The following is a 21,293-nucleotide window of genomic DNA, read 5'->3' as shown; positions in this document are numbered from 1 at the left end:
TCAGGCCGACGAGCCGGGCGGCAACTCGGCGAGCGACAGGCTGTTCCCGTCCGGATCGATGAACGTCACGTGGTGCACGCCGTTGCCGTAGCGCTCGGCGTGCTCCGGTCGGAGCCCGGCCCCGGCCATCCGCTCGAGCATCGCGTCCAGCCCGCGCACTGCGAAGGTGATCGTGCACGCGCCCGCCCGCGCGGGACGCTCGTCGACCACCAGGTAGGCGTCCGAGCCGACGCGCCAGAGCGCCTCCTCGCCGATCATCTCGTCGGCGGCACGGCCGAAGAACGCCTCGTACCAGCGCATCCCCGCGGCTCGGTCGCGCACGCACGCGACCGAGAGCAGCTCCTCGAACAGCTCGCCGTGCATCTCGCCCCGCCTCCGCCCGTGCCCGTTCAGCTCATCGGGTCGTAGCCGAACTGCCGCAGCTCCTGCGGGCAGCGGCAGGCGGCCGCGATCTTGGCGGCCCACCGCTCCGCCTCCTCGCGCGACGGCAGCTCGAGCACCGTGTAGCCGCCCTCGATCTGCCGCGTCTGCGGGTAGGTGCCCTCGGTGACGGTGCCGTCGGCGGCCACCCGCACGGGCGGCACCGATTCGTCGATGCCGCCGCCGAAGACGTACACGCCGGCGTCCTTCGCCTCCTGGATCACCGCATGCGACTCGTCGACCACGGTCTGGAACTCCTCGGGACGGAACTGCATCTCGCCGCTCGGGAAGGAGATCAGGTACTTCGTCATGCCGCCACGGTAGGCCAGCGCGACACGCGCGCGAAACACCCGATCTGCCAGCGTGGAGGCATGCACGAGCCCCGTCCCATCACTGTGGCCATCGAACGCACCGTCGACTCCGAGCTCGATCGCTACGCGCAGGCCTGGGTGCGGCACGGCGTCGACCTCGCGACGCACTTCCCGGGCTTCCTCGGTGCCGGGTGGGTGCGCGAGTCGCGCGGCAGCAAGCGCTGGCACATGCTCTACCGGTTCGAGGACGCCGCGACCCTCGAGGCGTGGGAGCGCAGCCCCGAGCGGCAGCAGTGGATCGCGTCAGGATCCGGCTTCGCGAGCGAGTCGCGCGTCGAGCGCCGCACCGGCATCGAGGGATGGTTCGACGCGCCCCAGGGGGTCGTGGTCGATGGCGACCGGGTCGAGATCCGGCCCTCCGCATCCGCTCCGCCGGTGTGGAAGCAGATGATCATCGTCTGGCTCGCGTTCTTCCCGATGAACGTGCTCGTCACGTTCCTGCTCTCGCTCATCCCGGGCTTCAACGAGCTGCTGCTGCCGCTGCGGCTGCTGATCTCGACGGTCATCCTCACGCCGATCATGGTCGGGCTGATCCTGCCGTTCATCACCCGGCTCGCTGCCGGGTGGCTGCATCGCGGCGACCCGCGCTGAGCGGCACCGCGGCGCGAGGCTGATCAGCGCCGCAGCGAGAGCTGCAGGATCGTGACGCCGGTGCTGGTGGTGTCGGCGCGCTCGAGCTCGAGGTCGCGGCGCTGCCCCTCCCCGAACAGCCGGATGCCGCTGCCGAGCACGATCGGGTGCACGAGCAGCACGTACCCGTCGATGAGGCCCGCCTCGTGCAGCGATCGCACGAGCTCGCCGCTGCCGAGGATCGTGATCGCGCCATCGACCTCGTCGCGCAGCCGCGCGACCGTCTCCACCGCCTCGCCGTGCAGCAGCGTCGACGCCGGATGCTCGAGCGGTGCATCGGAGCGCGACGCGACCCACTTCGGCGTCTGCCGGATGAAACCGCCGAACGGGTTCGGCTCGGGCGCCGAGAGCCAGTGCCCGACCAGCTGCTCGTAGGTGCGGCGGCCGAAGAGCATCCCGGCCGTCTCGCCCATGCCTTCGCCCATGATCGCCATCTGCTCCTCGGAGGCGAAGGGCAGCGCCCACCCGCCGTGCGCAAAGCCCCCGCGCGGATCCTCCTCGGCGCCCGCCGGCGCCTGCATGACGCCGTCGAGCGTGATGCTCTCGGTCGCGGTGATGCTGGCCATGGGTCTCCGTTCCTTGGGAGCGAGCCTCGCGGGCACGGGACCGGGCGTCAATGCTCGACTCAGGTCGGCACGGTGAGTGGCTGCAGCACCCCGAGCTGCAGCCAGATCGCGGGCGCGACGATCGACAGCGTCGCGGTCAGCAGCAGCGTCAGCACCACGACGATGTACTGCACCCGTCGACGGCCGTGCGAGATGCGGCGGAACCCCCACGCGATGGGGATGCCGACGAGGGACACCATGATCGCGATCGTCGGCGCGACCCAGTGCGGGACGCACGCGAGCACCGCGAGCCCGGCGATGCCCGCGGCGACCGGCCACATGCGCGGCTCGCGCGCAGTCTCGTCGCCGGTATCCCGCGCGTCGTCGAAGGGCGGTGCGGGCACGGGCACGCCGGATGCGTCGTCGGGCCGCGCGGTCGGCCGCAGCCCGCGGGTCCACGACGACGCTGGGGAGGGGAGCGCTCGCTCCGGCGCACCGTGCTCCCCGTCGTCGCCGCGCGCGCCAGGGGCGCCGGGCCGCGCCCAGCGCCGTGCGTCGTCGTCCTGCGCCATGCGCCAATGCTGGCAGGTGGTGCTGCGCCAGGGGCCCCGACGGCCTCGCCGGAGGCGCCGATACGATGTACTGCATGACACATCAGTGGGCCGAGGAGGCGCCGCGGCCGACGCTCCAAGCAGCGGCGAGCCTCCGAGAACAGGTGGAGGAAGCGCTCTCCTCTCAGGTCATCACGGGCCTCCTGGCGCCCGGGACCGTGCTCACAGCCCCGACGCTGGCGGCGCAGTTCGGGGTGAGTGCGACGCCCGTTCGCGAGGCGCTGCTGACCCTGCAGCGCCGCGGGTTCCTCGAGCCGCTCCGGAACAAGGGATTCCGGGTCACCGCCATCTCGCTCGACGAGCTGCAGCAGCTCGCGCGCGTGCGGCAGCTGCTCGAATGTCCGCCGATGCGGGAGATCGCGGGCAGGGTGCCGGCGGCGCTCCTGGACGAGCTGCGGGCGCTCGCGGACGAGATCGTCGCATCCGGCCAGGAGGGCCGGATGCAGGACTACCTCGCGGCGGACACGCGCTTCCACCTGGCCCTGATCGAGCTGGTCGGCAACGACCACCTCACACGCATCGTTCGCGAGTTGCGTCAGCAGACGAGGCTCGGTGGGCTCGCCGCGCTCGTCGAGTCCGGCGGCATGGCCGCGTCGGCGGCCGAGCACGCGCAGCTGCTGGACCTGCTCGTCTCGGGCGACGGCGAGGGCGCGGAGGCGCTCATGCACCGGCACATCGGGCACGTGCCCGGGATCTGGAGCGGCAACGCGGAGGACGACGAGGGCTAGTCCTGCCGTTCCGCAGCGGGGGTTGGATGCCCGCGCGAGCGGCGAGCTCAGGGCAGCGGCGGCAGGTCAGGAGGTGCGGCCCGTGGGGCTGCGCGCGCGGCGGTGATGGCCACGCCAGCGGAGGCCACGATCACGAGCGCGATGGCGACGGCGTCGAGCCCGTCGACCAGCTCCGCGAGCAGCAGGAAACCGAAGAGTGCGGCGGCTGCAGGCTCCAGCGCCATGAAGACGCCGAACGAGTGCGCCGTGATGCGGCGCAGCGCCAGCAGCTCGAGGCCGTAGGCGAGCACGCTCGACAGCAGCGCGACGAGCGCTGCCGGGCCCAGCACGGCGGGAGCATCGATGACGGCGCTCACGGCCGGCACGGCTCCGAAGGGGAGGGCCACGAGCGCGCCGACCACCATCGCGGCCGAGAGGCCGCTCAGCCCGGGGACCGCAGCGCCGACGCGCTGGGACAGCAGGATGTAGCCGCCCCAGCACGCGCCCGCGGCCAGTGCGAGCACGCAGCCCAGCAGATCGATGCTGCCCTCGAAGCCCTGGACGGCGATGATCCCCACCCCCGCAGCAGCGCACAGCACCCACGCGACGTCCGACGCCCGGCGGGAGTGGACGAGCGCGACCGTGAGTGGGCCGACGAGCTCGAGTGTCACGGCCACCGACAGCGGGATGCGTTCGAGTGAGGCGTAGTAGAGCAGGTTCATCGCTCCGAGCACGGCACCGAACGCGAGCACGTTCAGCAGCGTCGACCGCGACCACGACGCGGGTCTCGGGCGAGCGATGGCCACCATGATGACCGCGGCGAGCAGCAGTCGTACGAAGGTGAGGCCGGCGGGCGAGATCTGGTCGAAGATCGACTTGCCGATCGCGGCGCCCAGCTGGACCGAGCTGATGGAGGCCACCACGAGGACGACGCCGACGAGCGGCGCGAACCAGAGGGTGGGGGAGCGGCTCATCGCACTCGACCGTACTGGCCTGGGCCAGGCTCGGGCGGCCGCGCGCCCTCGTGTCCGCGCGCGGTCGACTTGATTACGGTTTGGTTGCAACAGCGTTCCCGCGGCTCCATCTCGTGTGTAATGTGTCACACACCGCCGCAGCGCGGTGCAACGATGCACCTGAGGAGTCCCATGTCCGCACCCTCCGCGCGCCCCGCGCGCTTCATCACGGCCCTGCTCGCAGCAGGCACGATCGCGGTCACCGCGGGCTGCTCCGGCGGCCTCGCAGGCGGCGGCCCTGATGCCTCCGGCTCTGCCGAAGGTCCCATCGCGCTCGGCATGCTCGCGCCCTTCTCGGGCAGCGAGTCGGCCTTCGGCGCCTACATGGAGAACGGCGCGAAGCTCGCCATCCAGGAGATCAACGCCGACGGAGGCGTGCTCGGTCAGCAGCTCGAGCTCGTCGTCGAGGACGACGCGTGCGACGCCACCGCGTCGGTCGCGGCCGCCAACAAGCTCGTCACCGAAGGCATCGTCGCCTCGGTCGGCGGCTACTGCTCCGGCGCGACGCTGCCGACGCTCCCGATCTTCGACCAGGCCGGCATTCCGATGGTCATCCCGGCCGCCAACTCGAACGACCTGCCCGACGCCGGTCTGCCCGGCGTGTTCCTCATCAACGGCACCGGCACGCAGCAGGCGCAGTCCGCGCTGCAGTACGCGCAGCAGGAGGGCGCGGCAACCGTCGCCGTGATCGACGACGCGACCAGCTACTCCGCCGACCTCGCCGGCGCATTCGTCGAGCAGGCCACAGAGGCCGGCGTCGAGGTGGCGTTCGAGGCCACCGTGACCCCGGGCGAGAACGACTACGCGTCGGTCGCGACGCAGCTCGCGCAGGCAGCCCCGGACGTCGTCTACTGGACGGGCTACTACCAGGAGGGCGCGCTCATCAACCGGCAGTCGGTCGACGCGGGCTTCGACGGCGTCTTCATGGTGGCCGACGGCTCCGTCGACGGCAGCTTCGCCGAGATCACCGGCGAGGGCTACACGGAGAACGTCGTCGGCACCTTCACGCAGACGCCCGACATGCTGACGGGCGCCGAGACCTGGATCGCCGACTACGAGGAGCTCGCCGGCGAGGCGCCGGGGCCGTACTCGACCCAGGCGTACGACGCGGTGCGCATCGTCGCGCAGGCCATCGAGGACGCCGGCAGCACGGAGTTCGACGCCGTGGTCGCTGCGCTCGAGGGCCTCGACGGCTTCGAGACGTTCGCCGGCCCGCTGACGTTCACCGAGACGCACACCCGGGAGAGCGGCGGCTTCGTGATCGTCTCCATCGACCCCGAGTCCGGCGAGTTCGTGCTCAAGGACGACCTGCAGAGCTGACCTCGAGGGAGGGCGCGGCTCGATCCCGCCCTCCCTCCTCCTCGTCGAACCCGGAAGGAGCGGCACCCCTGTGATGCAGCTCATCTGGAACGGCCTCATCGTGGGTTCGTTCTACTCGCTCGTTGCGCTCGGCTACTCGATGGTCTACGGGATCATCAAGCTGCTGAACTTCGCGCACGGCGACATCTACATGCTCGGCTCGTTCGTCGGCTTCGTCGTGCTGAGCTCGTTCGGCGGCATCCCGGCGTCAGCCTCGATCCCGGCCCTGCTGGCGATCCTGCTGCTCGCCATGGTCGTCACGGGCCTCATCGGCGTCGGCATCGAGCGCGTGGCCTACCGGCCGCTGCGCCGCAGCCCGCGGCTCGCGGTGCTCATCACCGCGATCGGTGTCTCCTTCACGCTCGAGTACGGCATCCGCCAGATCTTCGGGCCGAATCCGCGGGCCTTCCCCGTCCGGCTGAGCTCGGAGTCCTTCGACGCGCTGGGCGTGCGCGTGTCCGTGTCGCAGCTCGTGCTGGTCATCGTCGCCGCAGTGCTGATGTTCGTGCTCGCGCACATCGTCGAGCGCACCCGCGAGGGCAGGGCGATGCGCGCGATCGCGCTCGACCCTCAGGCGGCGCACCTCATGGGCGTCAACGTCAACCGCGTCATCGCCACCGTCTTCTTCATCGGCTCCGCCCTCGCCGGCGCGGCCGGCGTCATGGCGGGCGCCTACTACGGCTCGATCGACTTCCTCATGGGGTTCGTGATCGGGCTCAAGGCCTTCACGGCCGCGGTGATCGGCGGCATCGGCAATCTCTACGGCGCGATGCTCGGGGGCCTGCTGCTCGGACTGCTCGAGTCGTTCGGCTCCGCCTGGCTCGGCGGCGAGTGGCGAGACGTCTTCTCGTTCCTCGTCCTCATCCTGATCCTGACCTTCAAGCCGACCGGCCTGCTGGGCAACCGCGTCGTCGAGAGGATGTGACATGGCCGGCCAGCTCGACCTCGCACTGAAGCACGCGCCGCTGCGCGCGCCCGCGCCGCTGTTCGATCGAGGCAAGCCCGACTCGGGCCCGCGGTCGCAGCGGGGGTTCATGCGCATCCTCGGCATCCTGGCCGTGGTGGTGCTCGCGGCACTGCCGTTCATCGACGCGAGCGCGTACACGATCTCGATCGCCACGAGCGCGCTCATCTACATCATGCTCTGCATGGGTCTCAACGTCGTCGTGGGCTACGCGGGACTCCTCGACCTCGGGTACATCGCGTTCTTCGCGGTCGGCGCGTACATCTCGGGAATCCTCACGACCGTGCTGGGCTGGCCCATGTGGGCGGCGGTGCCGGCGACCATCCTCGCCTGCATCCTCGCGGGCATCATCATCGGCGGTCCGACGCTCCGGCTGCGCTCCGACTACCTCGCGATCGTCACGCTGGGCTTCGGCGAGATCATCCGCATCACCGCGAACAACCTCGACGTGACCGGTGGCCCCTCCGGCATCCACGGCATCCCCACCTGGTCGTTCGGCGACTGGAGCTTCCGCGACGGGCTCGAGCTGTTCGGCATCAGGTTCTCCGGGACGATCCTCTTCTACTACTTCGTCGCATTCATCGTCGTGACGATCGGCATCATCGGCCTCGGGCGCCTCGCCCGCGGGCGCATGGGGCGGGCGTGGAAGGCCGTGCGCGACGACGAGGACGCGGCCGAGGCGATGGGCATCAACACCTACGTCACGAAGATCTCGGCCTACATCATCGGTGCCGTCTGGGCCGGCCTCGCCGGACAGCTGATGGCGACGCACCTGACGGCGATCAGCCCCAACTCCTTCCAATTCCTCTACTCCGCGCTCATCCTCATGGCCGTCGTGCTCGGTGGCATGGGCTCGACGCCCGGCGTCATCATCGGGGCGCTGTTCGTCTCGCTCGCCCCCGAGCTGCTGCGCGAGTTCTCCGAGTGGCGGTTCCTGATCTTCGGCGTGCTGCTCGTCGTCGTCATGATCTTCCGGCCGTCCGGCCTGTGGCCGGCGACGGCGGTGCTGCCCTGGCTTCGCTCGCGCAAGCCGCGAGCCTGGCCGGCGACCGCCCCCATCGAGTCGCTGGGCGATGACGGGCTCAATGATCCGGGGCCGACCGATGCCGGCCCGGCGCGCGCGTCGGCCGGGGATCCCGCCGAGGACGAGGAGGTCCGCCGATGACCGCGCTGCTCGAGGTGCGCGACCTGCACCTGCGGTTCGGGGGCGTCAAGGCCGTCGACGGCCTGTCGTTCGACGTCCGCGAGGGCGAGATCCTCGCCGTCATCGGCCCGAACGGCGCCGGCAAGACGAGTGCCTTCAACTGCATCTCAGGCTTCTACCGCCCGACCAGCGGCTCGATCGCGTTCGAGGGCCGGTCGATCATGCGGGTGCTCCCGTCGACCATCACGCGCCGCGGCATGGCGCGCACGTTCCAGAACCTCCGTCTCTTCAAGGAGATGACCGTGCTGGACAACGTGAAGACAGCGATGCACGCCAACCTGCGCGAGGGCCTCTTCGACAACCTGCTGCACACGCCGCGCTACCTGCGGGCAGAGGAGGCGTGCGCGCGCGAGGCGCGCGGATGGCTCGACTTCGTCGGCTTCGAGGGCGACGAGCAGCTGTTCGTCACGCAGCTGCCGTACGGCGAGCAGCGCCGCGTCGAGATCGCGAGGGCGCTCGCGACCAGCCCGAAGCTGCTGCTGCTGGACGAGCCCGCCGCCGGCCTCAACTACGGCGAGAAGCAGGGACTCATGCGGCTCATCCGCAAGATCCGCGACCTCGGCGTCGGCATCGTGCTCATCGAGCACGACATGGGCCTCGTCATGCAGCTCGCGGAGCGCATCGTCGTGCTGAACTACGGCAAGGAGATCGCCGACGGCACTCCCGCGGAGATCAAGGCGAACCCGATCGTGATCGAGGCCTATCTGGGCGCCGAGGACGAGGAGGCCGCCATCGACGACACGACGCTCACGCAATCGGTGCCGATCGCGGCGGACGACGAGCGCAGGGGAGAGCAGGCATGAGCTGGCTCGAGGTCGAGGACGCCGACGTCTACTACGGACGGGTGCACGCGCTGCGGCAGCTGTCGTTCGTCGTGGAGGAGGGCGAGATCGTCTGCCTGCTGGGCAACAACGGCGCAGGCAAGTCGACGACCATGAACCTGCTCTCCGGACTCGTCCGCCCCAAGAGCGGGGCCGTCCGCTGGGACGGCGTCGACCTGACGGTTGCGAAGCCGTGGGACATCGTCTCGAAGGGACTCGTGCACGTGCCCGAGGGCCGACGGATCTTCTCGACCATGACCGTCCACGACAACCTGCTGCTGGGCGGCTACACGGTGCGGGACACCAAGGCCATCGCCGAGCGCGTCGATCTCGCCTACTCCCTGATGCCCAGGCTCGCCGAGCGGCGCAAGCAGCAGGGCGGCACGCTGTCGGGCGGCGAGCAGCAGATGCTCGCCATCGGCCGCGCCCTGGTCGGTGGACCGCGCCTGCTGCTGCTCGACGAGCCCTCGATGGGGCTCGCGCCGCTCGTCGTGAAGCAGGTGATGGAGATCATCGCCGAGGTCAACCGCCAGGGCACCACGGTGCTGCTCGTGGAGCAGAACGCGCGTGCGGCGCTCCGCATCGCACACCGCGCCTACGTCGTCGAGACCGGCCGCGTCACGCTGCAGGGCGAGGCCGCCGAGCTCGCGAAGGACGCACGCGTCGTCGACGCGTACCTGGGCGCGTGAGCGTGCGCGTCGTCGTGGTCGGCGCGGGCGTCATCGGCGCCGCGTGCGCGTTGCGGCTCGCGCAGGCGGGCGCCGAGGTCGTGGTCGTCGACCGCTCGGGCGTCGCAGCAGAGACCTCGAGCCGGTGCGAGGGCAACCTCCTCGTCAGCGACAAGAGCGCGGCCCCGTCGGTGCGGGCCGAGGCCGAGCTGGCCATCGTGGCGAACGCGATGTGGCGCGAGCTCGCGGCGGAGCTCGACGCGGAGCGCGGCGACGGTCCGGCCACGGAGTTCGAGGCGAAGGGCGGCATCGTCGTCGCGTTCGCGGGCGGCGAGGACGCCCTGCTGCGCTTCGCCGAGGGGCAGCGTGGGATCGGCATCCGGGCCGAGCCTGTGGACCGGGCGGCGCTCGCCGCCCTTGAGCCGGACCTCGCGCCGGCCGTCGAGCTGGGCGTGCACTACCCGGACGACGCCCAGGTGCAGCCGTCGCTCGCCACGCAATCGCTCGCCGCGGCCGCCGTGCGGCGCGGCGCAAGGGTCGTCCGGGCCGAGGTCACTGGCGCGCGGATGCGCGGCGACCGGATCGTGGGCGTCGACACCACCGCCGGGCCGATCGAGGCCGATGCCGTCGTCGTCTGTGCGGGGCCGTGGTCGGGCGAGGTGGCTGCGCGGCTCGGCACGCGCGTCGACATCCGGCCGCGTCGCGGCACGATCCTCGTGACCACGCCGATGCGACAGCGCATCCATCACAAGGTCTACGACGCCGACTACGTGGGAGCCGTGGGCTCGGGCGACGCGGCCCTGCAGACCTCCACCGTCGTCGAGTCGACCCCGGCCGGGACCGTGCTGATCGGCTCGAGCCGGGAGCGCGTCGGGTTCGACGAGACCGGCACGCTGCCGGCGCTCGCGGAGATCGCCGCCAAGGCGACACGGCTCTTCCCCTTCCTCGCGGACGTGCAGCTGCTGCGCACCTACGCGGGATTCCGGCCCTTCGCGCCCGACCACCTGCCGGTGATCGGTCCCGATGCGCGCGTCGAGGGCCTCTTCCACGCTTCCGGCCATGAGGGCGCGGGCATCGGGCTCGCGCCGGCGACGGCCGCGCTCATCGTCCATCACGTGCTCGGCGTCGCGGCGCCATTCGACCCCGAGCCCTTCCTCCACACCCGGCCGAGCCTCCAGGTCGCCGCATGACCCCCGCGTTCGAGTTCGACGGCCAGCGGGTCGAGGCGCGCGAGGGCCAGACGATCGCCGGCGCGCTCATCGCGAGCGGACGAGCCGCTTGGCGCACGGCCGCCGGAGCGGAGCGCGGCGTCTTCTGCGGCATCGGTGTCTGCCAGGACTGCGTCGTGACCGTCAACGGCGCGGCGGGCGTGCGGGCGTGCTTGCGCTCGGCGTGCGACGGCGACGTCGTGACCCCGGAGGAGCGATGAGCGAGCGCCACGTGATCGTCCTCGGCGGGGGACCGGCAGGCCTCGCAGCGGCGAGCGGCGCGCTCGCCGAGGGCGCGCGGGTCACGCTGCTCGACGAGGGAGAGCGCCTCGGCGGCCAGTACTGGCGCCATCACGAGCAGCTGACGGACGCTCGTCTGCAGCACGGCTGGTCGGCCTTCGTGGCGCTCCGCGAAGTCATCGCGGCCGCGTGCGAGTCGGGCAGGGCGACGGTCCTGCAGCGCGCGGCGGTCTGGCGCATCGACGGCGCGGCGCGCCGCGTGCACGCGCTGCTCGGCGTCGCCGACGCTCCCGGCCGCCGGCGCGTCGAGCTCACCGGCGACGCGATCGTGCTCGCGACCGGCGCGCACGACCGAGCGCTGCCGTTGCCGGGGTGGACGCTCCCAGGCGTCACGACCGCCGGCGCCGCCCAGGCGCTCGCGAAGCGCGACGGCGTTGCCGTCGGGCGGCGCACGCTCGTCGCGGGTGCCGGTCCCTTCCTCCTCCCGGTGGCACAGTCCATCGCGCTCGTCGGCGGCGAGGTCGTCGGCGTGCTGGAGGCGTCGCGCGTCTCCAGCCTTGCGGCCGGGTGGCTGGCGCGACCGTGGGAGCTGCTCGGCGCCGGTCGCAAGGCGGGAGAGCTCGCTGAGTACGCCGCATCCCTCGCCCGGCACCGCACCCCCTACCGAACGGGTCACGGTGTCGTGCGCATCCTCGGCGAGCGCCGCGTCGAGGCCGCCGTCATGGCGCGCCTCGACGCCGACTGGCGACCGCTGCCGGGGACCGAGCGCGAGGTCGCGTGCGACGCGGTCGCGCTCGGTCACGGTTTCATGCCTCGCATCGACGCGGCACTGCAGGCCGGCTGCGTCGTCAGCGCCTCGGCGCCCGGCGAGCCTCGCTTCGTGCAGGTCGACGAGCTGCAGCGCACGAGCGTGGAGGGCGTCCTGGCGGCAGGGGAGATCACCGGCATCGGCGGCGCCGACGCCGCGCTCGCCGAGGGGGAGATCGCCGGGCGCACGGCCGCCGGAGCCGCTCGCGGTGCGCTCGGGGCGATGGTGCGCCGCCGCACCGCCACCGATGCGTTCGCCCGCCGCCTCGCGGACGCCCACGGCATCCGCGACGGCTGGCGCAGCTGGGTCGAGGACGACACCGTGGTGTGCCGCTGTGAGTCGGTCGACGCCGGGACCATCGCCCGCGCGGCGGGCAGCGCCTCCCGCGCGATGCGCTTGGCGACGCGCGCCGGACTCGGCGCCTGCCAGGGCCGCACCTGCGGCGCGGCGGTCGAGGCGCTGTGCGGAGAGCGGCTCGAGCTCGACCGTCGGCCGCTGCTCGCGCCACTGCGGCTCAGCGAGCTGGCGGCCGAGGCGGCAGAGGGTCGCGAAGCGCGCGGTGCTGTGTAATATATGACATATTACGGGTCGCGCGAGGCGCGTGGCCGTCGGACCGGCAGTCGCAAGGAGCAGCAATGAGCAAGACCATGGATCTGGGCGGCGTCGTCGTCGCGACCACCCTCGCCTTCAAGGAGGACGCCGCGGCCCTCGCCGGCCTGGCGGTCGACTACGACAAGTTCGGCGAGCACGTCGACTTCCTGATGGCGAACGGCTGTCGCGGCGTGGGCCCCAACGGCTCGCTCGGCGAGTACTCGTCGCTCACCGACGACGAGCGCCGCAAGGTCATCCAGGTGGCGAAGGAAGCCGTCGCCGGCCGCGGCATCGTGATCGCGGGCGTGCACGGGGTCGGCAGCCACCAGGCGCGCCACTGGGCGGAGATCGCGGCCGAGGACGGCGCTGACGGCGTCCTGCTGCTGCCGCCGACCGTCTACCGCGCCAACGAGGGCGAGGTCATCGCGCACTTCGAGGAGGTCGCGAAGGTCGGGCTGCCGATCATGGCCTACAACAACCCCTTCGACACGAAGGTCGACCTCACCCCGCGACTCGTCGCGCGGCTCGCCGAGATACCGGAGGTCGTGGCGATCAAGGAGTTCTCCGGCGACGTCCGGCGGGTGTACGAGATCCGTGAGCTGTGCGACATCGACGTGATCGCCGGCGCCGACGACGTGCTGCTCGAGATGATGATCAACGGTGCCGTCGGCTGGTTCGCCGGCTACCCGAACGCCTTCCCGAAGGAGGCCGTCGAGCTCTACGATCTGCTGGTGGCCGGCAAGTGGCAGGAGGCGAAGACGCTCTACGAGCACCTCGTCCCCGTGTTCCGCTGGGACTCGAAGACCGAGTTCGTGCAGGCGATCAAGCTCTCGATGGACATCTGTGGCAACTCCTACGGCGGCCCCACGCGCCCGCCGCGCGGGCCGCTCTCCGAGGAGCAGCGCGCGCAGGTGACGGCCGACACCGAGCGGGCCCTCGCGGCCATCCGCGGACGCTGATGCGCGCCAGCCGTGCCTTCCAGGCCGTCGACTCCCACACCGAGGGGATGCCGACGCGCGTCGTGACGGGCGGAGTCGGAGTCATCCCCGGCGCCACCGCGAACGAGCGGCGGCTGCACGCGATCGAGCACCTCGACGGGCTGCGCGGCCTGCTGATGCATGAGCCGCGCGGCCACGCCGCGATGTCGGGAGCCATCCTCCAGCCGTCGACGCGCGCCGATTGCGACTGGGGCGTCGTCTACATCGAGGCCTCCGGCTTCCTCCCGATGTGCGGGCACGGCACCATCGGCGTCGCGACGGTGCTCGTCGAGACGGGCATGGTCGAGGTGACCGAGCCGATCACCGAGATCCGGCTCGACGTGCCCGCAGGCGTGGTCGTCGCGCGCGTCGAGGTCGAGGACGGCGCGGCGAAGCGCGTGACCATCGAGAACGTCCCGTCGTTCGTCGAGCGGCTCGACGCAGAGATCGACGTGCCGGGGATCGGCACCGTGCCGTACTCGGTCGCTTGGGGCGGCAACTTCTACGCGCTCGTCGATCTGGATGCTGTCGGCCTGCCCTTCGACCGGGCGCGGCAGGACGACATCCTCGCGTGCGGCCTTGCGATCATGGAGGCGATCAACGAGCAGGCCCCGCCGACGCATCCGACGCTCGCCGGATCGAACCACGTGCACCACGTCGAGTTCATCGCGCCGGGGTCGGATGCGGTGCGGTCACGGCACGCGATGGCGATCCACCCTGGCTGGTTCGACCGCTCGCCGTGCGGCACCGGCACGAGCGCGCGCATGGCGGAGCTGCACGCGCGCGGCGAGCTCGCGCTCGAGACCGACTTCGTCAACGAGTCGTTCATCGGCACCGAGTTCACCGGTCGGCTGCTGCGCACCACCACGGTCGGGGATCGCGAAGCGGTCGTGCCGACCATCGCCGGCCGGGCGTGGGTGACGGGGATGGGCACGTATCTGCTCGATCCGTCGGACCCGTTCCCGCACGGCTTCGAGTTCTGAACCGACCCAAGGGATTCGCATGACCGAGATCGATATCGACGCCATCGCCGAGCGTGCGGAGCGCGCCGCTAGGCCGTTCGCCGCGACGGCGCCCAGCAAGCGCGCTGCGGCTCTGGTCGCCGTCGCCGACGCGCTCGACGCCGCCGCTCCCTCGCTCATCGCGATCGCGATGCGCGAGACCGGGCTCGCCGAGGCTCGACTGACCGGTGAGGTTCGCCGCACCTCCAACCAGCTGCGCCTGTTCGCCGAGGCGATCGTCGACGGCGCGTACCTCGACGCGCGCATCGATGCCCCCGACCCCGCGTACGTCATCGGGCCGCGCCCGGACGTGCGGAGGGTGCTGGAGCCCGTCGGACCCGTGCTGAACTTCGCCGCATCGAACTTCCCGTTCGCGTTCTCCGTCGCCGGCGGCGACTCCGCGGCCGCGCTCGCCGCGGGCTGCCCGGTGATCGTGAAGGCCCACTCCGGCCACCCCGGGCTCTCCCGAGCGACCGCCGAGGTGGTCGCGGGCGCGCTGGCCGCTGCCGGGATGCCCGATGGCGTCTTCCAGCTCATCGAGGGGCAGGCCAACGGCACCGCGATGCTCGAGCATGCGAGCATCCGCGCCGCGGCGTTCACCGGCTCTGGACGGGTCGGCCGCATGCTCGCCGACATCGCCGCGGCCCGGCCGCGACCCATCCCGTTCTACGGCGAGCTCGGATCCGTGAACCCCGCCTACGCCACGGCGGGCGCCATCGAGGCCGAGCCCGACCTGGTGCGCGGCTTCGTCGCGTCGGTCGCGGGCTCGGCGGGCCAGCTGTGCACGAAGCCCGGCTTCCTGTTCGTCCCCGCACACGCTGACCTCGGCGAGGTCGAGGCCGCGGCGGACGGCGTCTCGGAGCACCGGTTGCTCAACCCCGGCATCGGCCGGGCCTTCGAAGGCCGCAGGGCCGAGGTGCTCTCCGCGCAGGGGGTGCGCGTGCTCGCCGAGGGTCGGGTGCGCGTGGACGACGACGAGCAGCGGTGGGCGACGCCCACGATCGTCGAGGTGTCGAGCGACGATCTCGATGCCGCCGGCGACGCGCTGCTCGAGGAGTCGTTCGGGCCGCTCTCGGTCATCGTCCGCTACGAGTCGCTCGACGCGCTGCCGGCGCTGCACGAGCGGCTCTTCCCCGGCAACCTCACGTCGACGCTGCACGCGACGGAGGGTGAGGCGGAGGCGGTGCGCCCGCTCGTCGACGCGCTCTCCGAGACCAGCGGACGCGTGCTCTTCGGCGGCTGGCCGACCGGCGTCTCGGTCACGAGCGCCATGCAGCACGGCGGGCCGTACCCGGCCACGACGACGGACGCGACGAGCGTCGGCACCGCCGCGATCACGCGCTTCCTGCGCGGCGTCGCCTATCAGGATGCCCCGCAGGCGCTCCTGCCGGCGCCGCTGCGGGACGACAACCCGTGGGGCGTGCCGCAGCGGCGCAGCGAGGCGGGGCTGTCGTCCCGCTGGGGCAGCCTCAGCGGGGCCTTCTGACGTAGGCCGAGCCGGCCCTGCTCATCGCAGGCTGAAACCCGCCGCGAGCGGATCGCGCGGGTCGAGCTCGAACACGCTCGACCCGACGCGATACGCCATGCCGGTGACCTCCGGGATCACGCCCTCGTCCGCGATCTCTGCGACCCGACCGTGGAAGCGAGAGCCGATGATCGAGTCGTGCGTGAGCACCTCGCCCTCGCCGAGCTCGCCACGGGCGTGCAGCAGCGCGACTCGAGCGGCCGTGCCGGAGCCGCACGGGCTGCGATCGACCTCGCCGTCGGCGAAGACCGTCACGTTCCGCTGATGCGGCCCCGTCGCAGTCCGGCCGAGGTCATCGACGAGGATCGTGCCGTACACGCCCGACAGCCGCTCGTCGTCGAGTTGCGCCGCCGGGTGCCGGTCCATCGCCCACTTGATCTCACGACCGATGGCGATGAGGTCCGCGGTGTGCCCCGGCTCCACCGCCAGCCCGACCGCGGAGGCGGGGAGCGTCGCGTAGATGGCGCCGCCGAAGACGAGGTCGACGACGACGTCGCCGCGGCTCGTCGTGAGCGGCACGTCCCGCGCGACCACCCGCGACTCGACGTTGCGGAACACGACCTCCACGGTGCGTCCGGCCTCGCGATGGACGATCGCCTGCACGCGCCCGCTCGGCACGTCGATCGTGACGACCGCCTCCCCGTCGGCGGGAGCCGGCACGCGTCCCGACTCGACCGCCCACGCGCCGAGCGCGATCGTGCCGTGCCCGCACGCGGTCGAGAAGCCGTCCTTGTGCCAGAACAGCACGCCGAAGTCGGCGCCCCCATCGTCCGGGGGAGTGATGAATCCGCCGTACATGTCGTCGTGGCCGCGGGGCTCCAGGCAGAGGAACCGCCGCGCCACGTCCGGCGCGCCCGTCATCGCGTGCACCCGGCGCTCCGCGACCGTCGCGCCAGTCGTCTCGACGGTCGTCACGATGCGGAACGGCTCGCCGGCCGTGTGCCAGTCCTCGGTCTCGAACCTCATCGGGCGCCTCCCAGCAGCGATGCGACGGCCAGGTCCTGCCAGCCCATGCCGCACGTCTTGACGATGCGTGGGCGATCGCGCGCGGGCGGGACCTCGCCCGTGATCACCTGTCGCATCGTGACGAGGTCGGCTTCCGTGATGTGGCCCTCCGCGACCGCTTGGATGACGTCGCCAGCCTCCGCCATGCCGACGCGCCGCGTCTCCACGACCACCTGCGAGCGGCCGAGGAGCGTGCCGGGCAGCTCGCGGACGTCCGCCTCGTGCGATCCGACGGCGACGATGGTCGCGTGCTCCGAGACCAGCCGGTCGTCCAGCAGGGGTTCGCGGGCGGTCGTGGCGCACACGATCAGGTCGGCGCCCTCGACGTCGGCCGCGGTGCCGACTCGAGCCTCGACGCCGAACCGGGCAGCCGCCTCCGCCGCGCGCTCCGCGCGCACGCGGTCGCGCCCTACGATGACCGCCTCGCGGATCGGCCGGATCGCCCGCATCGCCTCGACGTGCCGGACGGCCTGCGGGCCGGAGCCGAACACCACGAGCCGTTCGGCGACGGGGTCGGCGAGCACGTCGACGGCCGCCGCCGAGACGGCGGGCGTGCGGATGCTGGTCAGCTCGGTGCCGTCCATCAGCGCGACGGGGGAGAGCGTCTCGGCGTCGAGCAGCACGTAGACCGCCTGGATGCGCTCGAGCCCGCGCGCGGGGTTGCCGGGGGCGACCATGCCGAGCTTCTGCCCGGCGAAGCGTCCGAGGTCGGCGGGCATGAGCAGCAGCTGCCCGCCCCGCACGTCGACGATCGCTCGCGCGGGGTCGTCGTCGGGGTCGAATCCTCCGCGGATGGACGACTGCACCTCCTCGATCGCGGCGCGCATCGAGACACCCGCGCGCACCTGCTCGGCGTCGAGCAGCACCAGGTCGTCGAAGATGCCCATGGGTAATATGTTACATAGCGCTCGATGGGCGCGAGGATCTGAGCCGGGCTCATCCGCGAGGATGATCCTGCCGAGGCTGCTCGCGCGAGCGCGCCACGCACGACAGGATCAAGCCATGCAGCAGCGCAGGCGTCGATGACCCGGCACGAGGACGGCGCGCCCGAGCCGATCCCGGCATCCGCCCCGCCAGTCTTCGTCGATCCGGTCGGCGCCGCCGAGCCGACGCCCGAGCTCGACGCGAAGGGCATCGTCGTCGAGCACGTGCACCGCAGCTTCGGCGCCGTGCACGCGGTGCGCGAGATGACGTTCCACGCGAAGCCCGGCAGGGTGACCGCCCTCATCGGCCCGAACGGCGCCGGCAAGACGACGCTGCTGCTCATGCTCGCCTCGCTGCTCGCCCCCGACGCGGGCAGCATCCGGATCGACGGCGCCGACCCCGTGCGCGACCCGCGCGCGGTACGGCGGGCGATGGGGTGGATGCCGGATGTGCTCGGCACGTGGCGCACGCTGACGCCGCTGCAGATCCTCACGACGGTGGGCCGACTGCACGGCCTCTCGCGCCAGGCGGCCCGCGAGCGCGCGGCCGAGCTCATCGTCGACGCGCGCCTCGAGGAGCTCGCGAAGCGACCCAGCCGCGTGCTCTCGCGCGGCCAGCAGCAGCGGCTCGGTCTCGTGCGGGCGCTCGTGCACCGGCCGAGCGTGCTGCTGCTCGACGAGCCCGCCGCCGGCCTCGACCCCACGTCGCGGCTCGAGCTGCGCGGCCTGCTGCGCGGCTTCGCCGCGGGTGGCGGCACGGTGCTCATCTCGAGCCACGACCTCAGCGAGCTCGACGAGATGGCGGACGACGCCGTCTTCGTCGACCGGGGCGAGGTCGTCGGCGGCGAGCGGCTCGTGCTCGCCCGGCAGGCGACGCGGGAGTGGCGCATCCGCGCCCTCGACCCGCGCGCGCTCAGCTACCAGCTCGCGAACATCGGCGTCCCGTTCGACCGGGTGCGCATCGAGGGCGACATCGCCTTCGTCGCGCTCGACCGCGACGAGCACGCCGCCGACGTGCTCGCGCGGCTCGTCGGCGCCGGCGTCCCCATCACGCACTTCGCGCCCGCCGTCGGCGAGATCGAGCGCACCTACCTCGGGCTCGCGGGAGACGCACGATGAGCGGCTGGCTGCGGATGCTCCGCGTCGTCGTCGGGCTCGAGCTCGCGCAGCGCGTGCGGAGCGTCGCCTGGTACGTGCTGCTCATCGTCGTCGCCGCGATCGTCGGCGGCGTGATCACGGTGCTCTTCCTGTCGCTGCAGGGCTTCCAGCGCGACCTCGGCGGCGCGATCTTCGCACTGACGATCTTCCTCGTCATGCTCGTCACCTCGCTCGTGACGCCGGCGCTCAGCGGCAGCGCCATCAACGGCGACCGCGACGCCGGCACGCTGGCGTCGATGCAGGTGACGCAGGTCACCGCGACGCAGCTCGTGCTCGGCAAGGTGATCGGCTCGTGGATCGCGTCGCTCGGCTTCCTCGCCGTCTGCACGCCGTTCATGCTCGGGTCGGCGATGCTCGGCGGGCTGCGCCTCGAGGCGGTGCTCATCGCCATCCCGGTGCTCGTGATCGAGATCGGGGTCGTCTCGGCGATCGGGGTCGGGCTCTCCGGCCTGATCCGCAAGCCCGTGCTCTCGACCGTCGTCACCTACCTGGTCGTCGCGTTCTTCAGCGTCGGCACCCTCATCGGCTTCGGCGTCGGCACGGTGGCCTTCCAGCAGGAGGAGACGCGCGCCGAGATCACCTGGGACTACGACGACCAGACCGGCAGCTCGACGTGCGTCGAGACCGGCCGCACCTACGAGACGACCATCCCGCGGCCCGACCGGGTCTGGCTGATGCTGGCCGCGAACCCCTACGTGATCGTGTCCGACGCGATCCCGCCGCACTTCGACGCGAGCGGCTATCCGGATGACCTGTTCGGCCAGATCGGCGTGGGCGTGCGCATGGCCCAGGAGCCGCCGCGGGCCGAGTCGTGCGCCGACTACGACGACCAGGGGCAGTGGCGGGACCCGGTCCGCGACGTGCACGAGCGCACGCTGCCCAGCTGGTTCGTCGGTCTCGGCCTGCACCTGCTCATCTCGGGCGCCACCGTCTGGGGAGCGATCGCCGCCGTGCGCGCCCCCGCCCGCGCGCTCGCGGCGGGCAGCCGCATCGCCTGACCGCCGGGCGGCATCCGCCCCTCCGAGCCGCACCCTGCGTGCGGATCGGCGGCCTGCGACGGCAGGATGGATCGCATGACGCTACCGACGAGGGCCGCGACCATTCAGCAACGGCTGCGCGAGCTGGGCATCGACCGCGAGGTGATCCAGTTCGACGAGGGCACCCACACCGCGAAGGCGGCCGCCGCCGCGCTCGGCATCGAGGTCGGCGCGATCGCGAACTCCCTCGTCTTCTGGATGGCGGATGCGCCGCTGCTGGTGATGACGTCGGGTCGCCACCGCGTCGACACGGCGGCGCTCGCGGCGCAGCTCGGCGAGGGACCGATCGAGCGCGCGACGCCCGAGCAGGTGCGGGCCGCGACCGGCCAGGTGATCGGCGGCGTCGCGCCGCTCGGGCACCCGGCGCCGATCCGCACGATCGTCGACGTGGCGCTCGCCGACTACCCGGAGCTCTCCGCCGCGGCCGGCACCGTCGACACCGTCTTCATGCTCAGCTACGACGAGCTGCTGCGCATCACGGGCGGCGAGCCGCGCGTCGTGGGGGACTGACAGCGTAGAAGCGGCAAGTTTGCTCTCGTAGCACGGTCATGCTCCATACTCGCTTTGAGCGGCCTCAAGTCCGCGCCGAGATCAGGAGCTCGCCATGACCACGCCTCCACCCGCCTACTACGCGGCGCCGCCGCCCGCGCCGAACCCGACGTGGACGCCCCCGGCTCCGCCGCGCACCGCGGTGCTGCCGTGGCTCGGGTTCGGGTCGGCGGCCCTCGCGCTCCTACTCGCCGTCATCCCGTTCAGCGCCGGTATCGCGTGGCTTCCTGCCCTCGCGGCTATTGTGCTGGGCATCATCTCGCTGGTCCGCAAGTCGCGTCCGACCTGGCCTTCGATCGTGGCTGTCACGCTGGGACCGATCGCGTGGGTGCTGGCGATCATCGTCACCGTCGTCGTGTGGGCCATCGCGTCCGCGGACCAGATGGGTCCCGCCGCCGCTCCGCAGCAGCCGGTCGTCGTGGCCACGGGTGAACCGATCGAGGCGGAGGAGCCGGTGGCCGCGCCGAGCTCAGAGCCGGTGGAGAGCGAGACCGAGACTCCGGTGGAGTCGCCCGTGCCGGTCGCCGAGCCTCCGGCGCTACCGGGGATCGGTGAGACGGTGATGGTCGACGACTGGGCATTCACCGTCATCTCGGTCGGAGCCCGCGCCGCCACCGCCGGCGAGAGCCGGTGGAGCGACGGCGCGCAGGCGCAAGGCGAGTTCGTGCCGATCATCGTCCGGGTCGAGAACCACGGCGCTGCCGCGGAGTCGTTCACGCCCAACGACGTCGTCGCGATCGATCCCGAGGGTCGTCAGTTCTCGTACTCCAGCGACGCGTCGATCTATGCAGACGACTCGCTTGACTGGTACGACGAGATCAACCCTGGCAACGCGGTCGAGGGCGCAATCTACTTCGACGTCCCGCCGGGGACCCCGCTCGACCGCGTGCTGCTCGATGGGGGCTGGTTCGACGACCCGGCGGAGATCGCTCTGCAGTAGATGGCCTCCGGCGCCACC

24 protein-coding genes are annotated in these 21,293 nt (G+C 72.1%); 17 read left to right on the top strand and 7 right to left on the bottom strand.

The window, feature by feature from the left end:
- Complete coding sequence (locus ACLQ21_RS10220; RefSeq protein ID WP_425663359.1) at positions 1-363, bottom strand: VOC family protein; 363 nt, start codon at positions 361-363, stop codon at positions 1-3.
- Between the two features lie 26 nt (positions 364-389).
- Positions 390-731 carry a YciI family protein gene (locus ACLQ21_RS10215; RefSeq protein ID WP_425663357.1) on the bottom strand — a complete coding sequence of 114 codons (342 nt, stop codon included), beginning with the start codon at positions 729-731 and terminating at the stop codon, positions 390-392.
- 60 nt (positions 732-791) lie between these two features.
- On the opposite strand from ACLQ21_RS10215, the gene ACLQ21_RS10210 reads away from it, so the two are divergent.
- On the top strand, positions 792-1,382 hold the full coding sequence (locus tag ACLQ21_RS10210) for an antibiotic biosynthesis monooxygenase (RefSeq protein WP_425663355.1): 591 nt from the start codon (positions 792-794) through the stop codon (positions 1,380-1,382).
- Positions 1,383-1,405: 23 nt separating this feature from the next.
- On the opposite strand, the gene ACLQ21_RS10205 is transcribed toward ACLQ21_RS10210, so the two are convergent.
- Positions 1,406-1,987 (bottom strand): dihydrofolate reductase family protein, encoded by a 582-nt coding sequence (locus tag ACLQ21_RS10205; protein ID WP_425663353.1) that lies wholly within the window; start codon positions 1,985-1,987, stop codon positions 1,406-1,408.
- A gap of 59 nt (positions 1,988-2,046) precedes the next feature.
- Entirely contained in the window at positions 2,047-2,538 is a 492-nt protein-coding gene (locus ACLQ21_RS10200) for a hypothetical protein (protein WP_425663352.1), read from the bottom strand.
- Between the two features lie 74 nt (positions 2,539-2,612).
- Here ACLQ21_RS10200 and ACLQ21_RS10195 point away from each other — a divergent pair, with 74 nt between their 5' ends.
- On the top strand, positions 2,613-3,305 hold the full coding sequence (locus tag ACLQ21_RS10195) for a GntR family transcriptional regulator (protein WP_425663350.1): 693 nt from the start codon (positions 2,613-2,615) through the stop codon (positions 3,303-3,305).
- 47 nt (positions 3,306-3,352) lie between these two features.
- On the opposite strand, the gene ACLQ21_RS10190 is transcribed toward ACLQ21_RS10195, so the two are convergent.
- The gene (locus ACLQ21_RS10190; protein ID WP_425663348.1) at positions 3,353-4,258 is read right to left on the bottom strand and encodes an EamA family transporter; all 906 of its coding nucleotides are present in this window, start codon (positions 4,256-4,258) and stop codon (positions 3,353-3,355) included.
- 171 nt (positions 4,259-4,429) lie between these two features.
- On the opposite strand from ACLQ21_RS10190, the gene ACLQ21_RS10185 reads away from it, so the two are divergent.
- The 11 genes from ACLQ21_RS10185 (at position 4,430) to ACLQ21_RS10135 (ending at position 15,624) form a co-directional block, all read left to right on the top strand.
- Positions 4,430-5,617, top strand: a complete 1,188-nt coding sequence (locus ACLQ21_RS10185; protein WP_425663347.1) for a branched-chain amino acid ABC transporter substrate-binding protein — start codon at positions 4,430-4,432, stop codon at positions 5,615-5,617.
- A gap of 73 nt (positions 5,618-5,690) precedes the next feature.
- Positions 5,691-6,581 (top strand): branched-chain amino acid ABC transporter permease, encoded by an 891-nt coding sequence (locus tag ACLQ21_RS10180; RefSeq protein ID WP_211333893.1) that lies wholly within the window; start codon positions 5,691-5,693, stop codon positions 6,579-6,581.
- A gap of 1 nt (position 6,582) precedes the next feature.
- A complete protein-coding gene (locus ACLQ21_RS10175) occupies positions 6,583-7,785 on the top strand; it encodes a branched-chain amino acid ABC transporter permease (protein WP_425663345.1) in 1,203 nt (400 codons plus the stop codon).
- Positions 7,782-8,627 carry an ABC transporter ATP-binding protein gene (locus ACLQ21_RS10170; RefSeq protein WP_425663343.1) on the top strand — a complete coding sequence of 282 codons (846 nt, stop codon included), beginning with the start codon at positions 7,782-7,784 and terminating at the stop codon, positions 8,625-8,627. Before ACLQ21_RS10175 ends, ACLQ21_RS10170 begins: the two co-directional genes overlap by 4 nt.
- On the top strand, positions 8,624-9,334 hold the full coding sequence (locus ACLQ21_RS10165) for an ABC transporter ATP-binding protein (protein ID WP_425663341.1): 711 nt from the start codon (positions 8,624-8,626) through the stop codon (positions 9,332-9,334). Before ACLQ21_RS10170 ends, ACLQ21_RS10165 begins: the two co-directional genes overlap by 4 nt.
- Positions 9,331-10,503: an NAD(P)/FAD-dependent oxidoreductase gene (locus tag ACLQ21_RS10160; protein WP_425663340.1), complete on the top strand. Its 1,173-nt coding sequence runs from the start codon at positions 9,331-9,333 to the stop codon at positions 10,501-10,503. Before ACLQ21_RS10165 ends, ACLQ21_RS10160 begins: the two co-directional genes overlap by 4 nt.
- Positions 10,500-10,742, top strand: a complete 243-nt coding sequence (locus ACLQ21_RS10155; protein ID WP_425663338.1) for a (2Fe-2S)-binding protein — start codon at positions 10,500-10,502, stop codon at positions 10,740-10,742. The genes ACLQ21_RS10160 and ACLQ21_RS10155 overlap by 4 nt, the downstream gene beginning before the upstream one ends.
- The gene (locus ACLQ21_RS10150) at positions 10,739-12,139 is read left to right on the top strand and encodes an FAD-dependent oxidoreductase (protein WP_425663336.1); all 1,401 of its coding nucleotides are present in this window, start codon (positions 10,739-10,741) and stop codon (positions 12,137-12,139) included. The genes ACLQ21_RS10155 and ACLQ21_RS10150 overlap by 4 nt, the downstream gene beginning before the upstream one ends.
- A 65-nt stretch (positions 12,140-12,204) precedes the next feature.
- The gene (locus ACLQ21_RS10145; RefSeq protein ID WP_425663334.1) at positions 12,205-13,119 is read left to right on the top strand and encodes a dihydrodipicolinate synthase family protein; all 915 of its coding nucleotides are present in this window, start codon (positions 12,205-12,207) and stop codon (positions 13,117-13,119) included.
- Positions 13,119-14,120 (top strand): proline racemase family protein, encoded by a 1,002-nt coding sequence (locus tag ACLQ21_RS10140; RefSeq protein ID WP_425663332.1) that lies wholly within the window; start codon positions 13,119-13,121, stop codon positions 14,118-14,120. The genes ACLQ21_RS10145 and ACLQ21_RS10140 overlap by 1 nt, the downstream gene beginning before the upstream one ends.
- 19 nt (positions 14,121-14,139) lie before the next feature.
- Complete coding sequence (locus tag ACLQ21_RS10135) at positions 14,140-15,624, top strand: aldehyde dehydrogenase family protein (RefSeq protein WP_425663330.1); 1,485 nt, start codon at positions 14,140-14,142, stop codon at positions 15,622-15,624.
- A 21-nt stretch (positions 15,625-15,645) separates the two neighbouring features.
- On the opposite strand, the gene ACLQ21_RS10130 is transcribed toward ACLQ21_RS10135, so the two are convergent.
- Together ACLQ21_RS10130 and ACLQ21_RS10125 are read right to left on the bottom strand one after the other, a co-directional pair.
- Entirely contained in the window at positions 15,646-16,629 is a 984-nt protein-coding gene (locus tag ACLQ21_RS10130; protein ID WP_425663328.1) for a proline racemase family protein, read from the bottom strand.
- Positions 16,626-17,555 (bottom strand): ornithine cyclodeaminase family protein, encoded by a 930-nt coding sequence (locus tag ACLQ21_RS10125; RefSeq protein ID WP_425663326.1) that lies wholly within the window; start codon positions 17,553-17,555, stop codon positions 16,626-16,628. Before ACLQ21_RS10125 ends, ACLQ21_RS10130 begins: the two co-directional genes overlap by 4 nt.
- A 135-nt stretch (positions 17,556-17,690) precedes the next feature.
- On the opposite strand from ACLQ21_RS10125, the gene ACLQ21_RS10120 reads away from it, so the two are divergent.
- The 4 genes from ACLQ21_RS10120 to ACLQ21_RS10105 all read left to right on the top strand — a co-directional run bounded on the left by ACLQ21_RS10120 (position 17,691) and on the right by ACLQ21_RS10105 (position 21,275).
- Positions 17,691-18,710 (top strand): ABC transporter ATP-binding protein, encoded by a 1,020-nt coding sequence (locus ACLQ21_RS10120; RefSeq protein WP_425663324.1) that lies wholly within the window; start codon positions 17,691-17,693, stop codon positions 18,708-18,710.
- Positions 18,707-19,747, top strand: a complete 1,041-nt coding sequence (locus tag ACLQ21_RS10115; RefSeq protein WP_425663322.1) for an ABC transporter permease — start codon at positions 18,707-18,709, stop codon at positions 19,745-19,747. The genes ACLQ21_RS10120 and ACLQ21_RS10115 overlap by 4 nt, the downstream gene beginning before the upstream one ends.
- A 75-nt stretch (positions 19,748-19,822) precedes the next feature.
- Positions 19,823-20,296, top strand: a complete 474-nt coding sequence (locus ACLQ21_RS10110; protein ID WP_425663321.1) for a YbaK/EbsC family protein — start codon at positions 19,823-19,825, stop codon at positions 20,294-20,296.
- Between the two features lie 94 nt (positions 20,297-20,390).
- A complete protein-coding gene (locus ACLQ21_RS10105) occupies positions 20,391-21,275 on the top strand; it encodes a DUF4352 domain-containing protein (protein WP_425663319.1) in 885 nt (294 codons plus the stop codon).
- The last annotated feature ends 18 nt before the right edge of the window (positions 21,276-21,293 follow it).

It is taken from the genome of Agrococcus sp. DT81.2, from assembly GCF_049844935.1.
Lineage (GTDB): Bacteria > Actinomycetota > Actinomycetes > Actinomycetales > Microbacteriaceae > Agrococcus.
This window is presented reverse-complemented; position numbering and strand designations above follow the sequence as displayed.

What these genes read in the sequence shown, in the direction of transcription:
- ACLQ21_RS10220 (WP_425663359.1), bottom strand. Translation starts at nt 363, where the DNA reads ATGCACGGCGAGCTGTTCGAGGAGCTGCTCTCGGTCGCGTGCGTGCGC.
- ACLQ21_RS10215 (WP_425663357.1), bottom strand. Translation starts at nt 731, where the DNA reads ATGACGAAGTACCTGATCTCCTTCCCGAGCGGCGAGATGCAGTTCCGT.
- ACLQ21_RS10210 (WP_425663355.1), top strand. Translation starts at nt 792, where the DNA reads ATGCACGAGCCCCGTCCCATCACTGTGGCCATCGAACGCACCGTCGAC.
- ACLQ21_RS10205 (WP_425663353.1), bottom strand. Translation starts at nt 1,987, where the DNA reads ATGGCCAGCATCACCGCGACCGAGAGCATCACGCTCGACGGCGTCATG.
- ACLQ21_RS10200 (WP_425663352.1), bottom strand. Translation starts at nt 2,538, where the DNA reads ATGGCGCAGGACGACGACGCACGGCGCTGGGCGCGGCCCGGCGCCCCT.
- ACLQ21_RS10195 (WP_425663350.1), top strand. Translation starts at nt 2,613, where the DNA reads ATGACACATCAGTGGGCCGAGGAGGCGCCGCGGCCGACGCTCCAAGCA.
- ACLQ21_RS10190 (WP_425663348.1), bottom strand. Translation starts at nt 4,258, where the DNA reads ATGAGCCGCTCCCCCACCCTCTGGTTCGCGCCGCTCGTCGGCGTCGTC.
- ACLQ21_RS10185 (WP_425663347.1), top strand. Translation starts at nt 4,430, where the DNA reads ATGTCCGCACCCTCCGCGCGCCCCGCGCGCTTCATCACGGCCCTGCTC.
- ACLQ21_RS10180 (WP_211333893.1), top strand. Translation starts at nt 5,691, where the DNA reads ATGCAGCTCATCTGGAACGGCCTCATCGTGGGTTCGTTCTACTCGCTC.
- ACLQ21_RS10175 (WP_425663345.1), top strand. Translation starts at nt 6,583, where the DNA reads ATGGCCGGCCAGCTCGACCTCGCACTGAAGCACGCGCCGCTGCGCGCG.
- ACLQ21_RS10170 (WP_425663343.1), top strand. Translation starts at nt 7,782, where the DNA reads ATGACCGCGCTGCTCGAGGTGCGCGACCTGCACCTGCGGTTCGGGGGC.
- ACLQ21_RS10165 (WP_425663341.1), top strand. Translation starts at nt 8,624, where the DNA reads ATGAGCTGGCTCGAGGTCGAGGACGCCGACGTCTACTACGGACGGGTG.
- ACLQ21_RS10155 (WP_425663338.1), top strand. Translation starts at nt 10,500, where the DNA reads ATGACCCCCGCGTTCGAGTTCGACGGCCAGCGGGTCGAGGCGCGCGAG.
- ACLQ21_RS10150 (WP_425663336.1), top strand. Translation starts at nt 10,739, where the DNA reads ATGAGCGAGCGCCACGTGATCGTCCTCGGCGGGGGACCGGCAGGCCTC.
- ACLQ21_RS10145 (WP_425663334.1), top strand. Translation starts at nt 12,205, where the DNA reads ATGAGCAAGACCATGGATCTGGGCGGCGTCGTCGTCGCGACCACCCTC.
- ACLQ21_RS10140 (WP_425663332.1), top strand. Translation starts at nt 13,119, where the DNA reads ATGCGCGCCAGCCGTGCCTTCCAGGCCGTCGACTCCCACACCGAGGGG.
- ACLQ21_RS10135 (WP_425663330.1), top strand. Translation starts at nt 14,140, where the DNA reads ATGACCGAGATCGATATCGACGCCATCGCCGAGCGTGCGGAGCGCGCC.
- ACLQ21_RS10130 (WP_425663328.1), bottom strand. Translation starts at nt 16,629, where the DNA reads ATGAGGTTCGAGACCGAGGACTGGCACACGGCCGGCGAGCCGTTCCGC.
- ACLQ21_RS10125 (WP_425663326.1), bottom strand. Translation starts at nt 17,555, where the DNA reads ATGGGCATCTTCGACGACCTGGTGCTGCTCGACGCCGAGCAGGTGCGC.
- ACLQ21_RS10120 (WP_425663324.1), top strand. Translation starts at nt 17,691, where the DNA reads ATGACCCGGCACGAGGACGGCGCGCCCGAGCCGATCCCGGCATCCGCC.
- ACLQ21_RS10115 (WP_425663322.1), top strand. Translation starts at nt 18,707, where the DNA reads ATGAGCGGCTGGCTGCGGATGCTCCGCGTCGTCGTCGGGCTCGAGCTC.
- ACLQ21_RS10110 (WP_425663321.1), top strand. Translation starts at nt 19,823, where the DNA reads ATGACGCTACCGACGAGGGCCGCGACCATTCAGCAACGGCTGCGCGAG.
- ACLQ21_RS10105 (WP_425663319.1), top strand. Translation starts at nt 20,391, where the DNA reads ATGACCACGCCTCCACCCGCCTACTACGCGGCGCCGCCGCCCGCGCCG.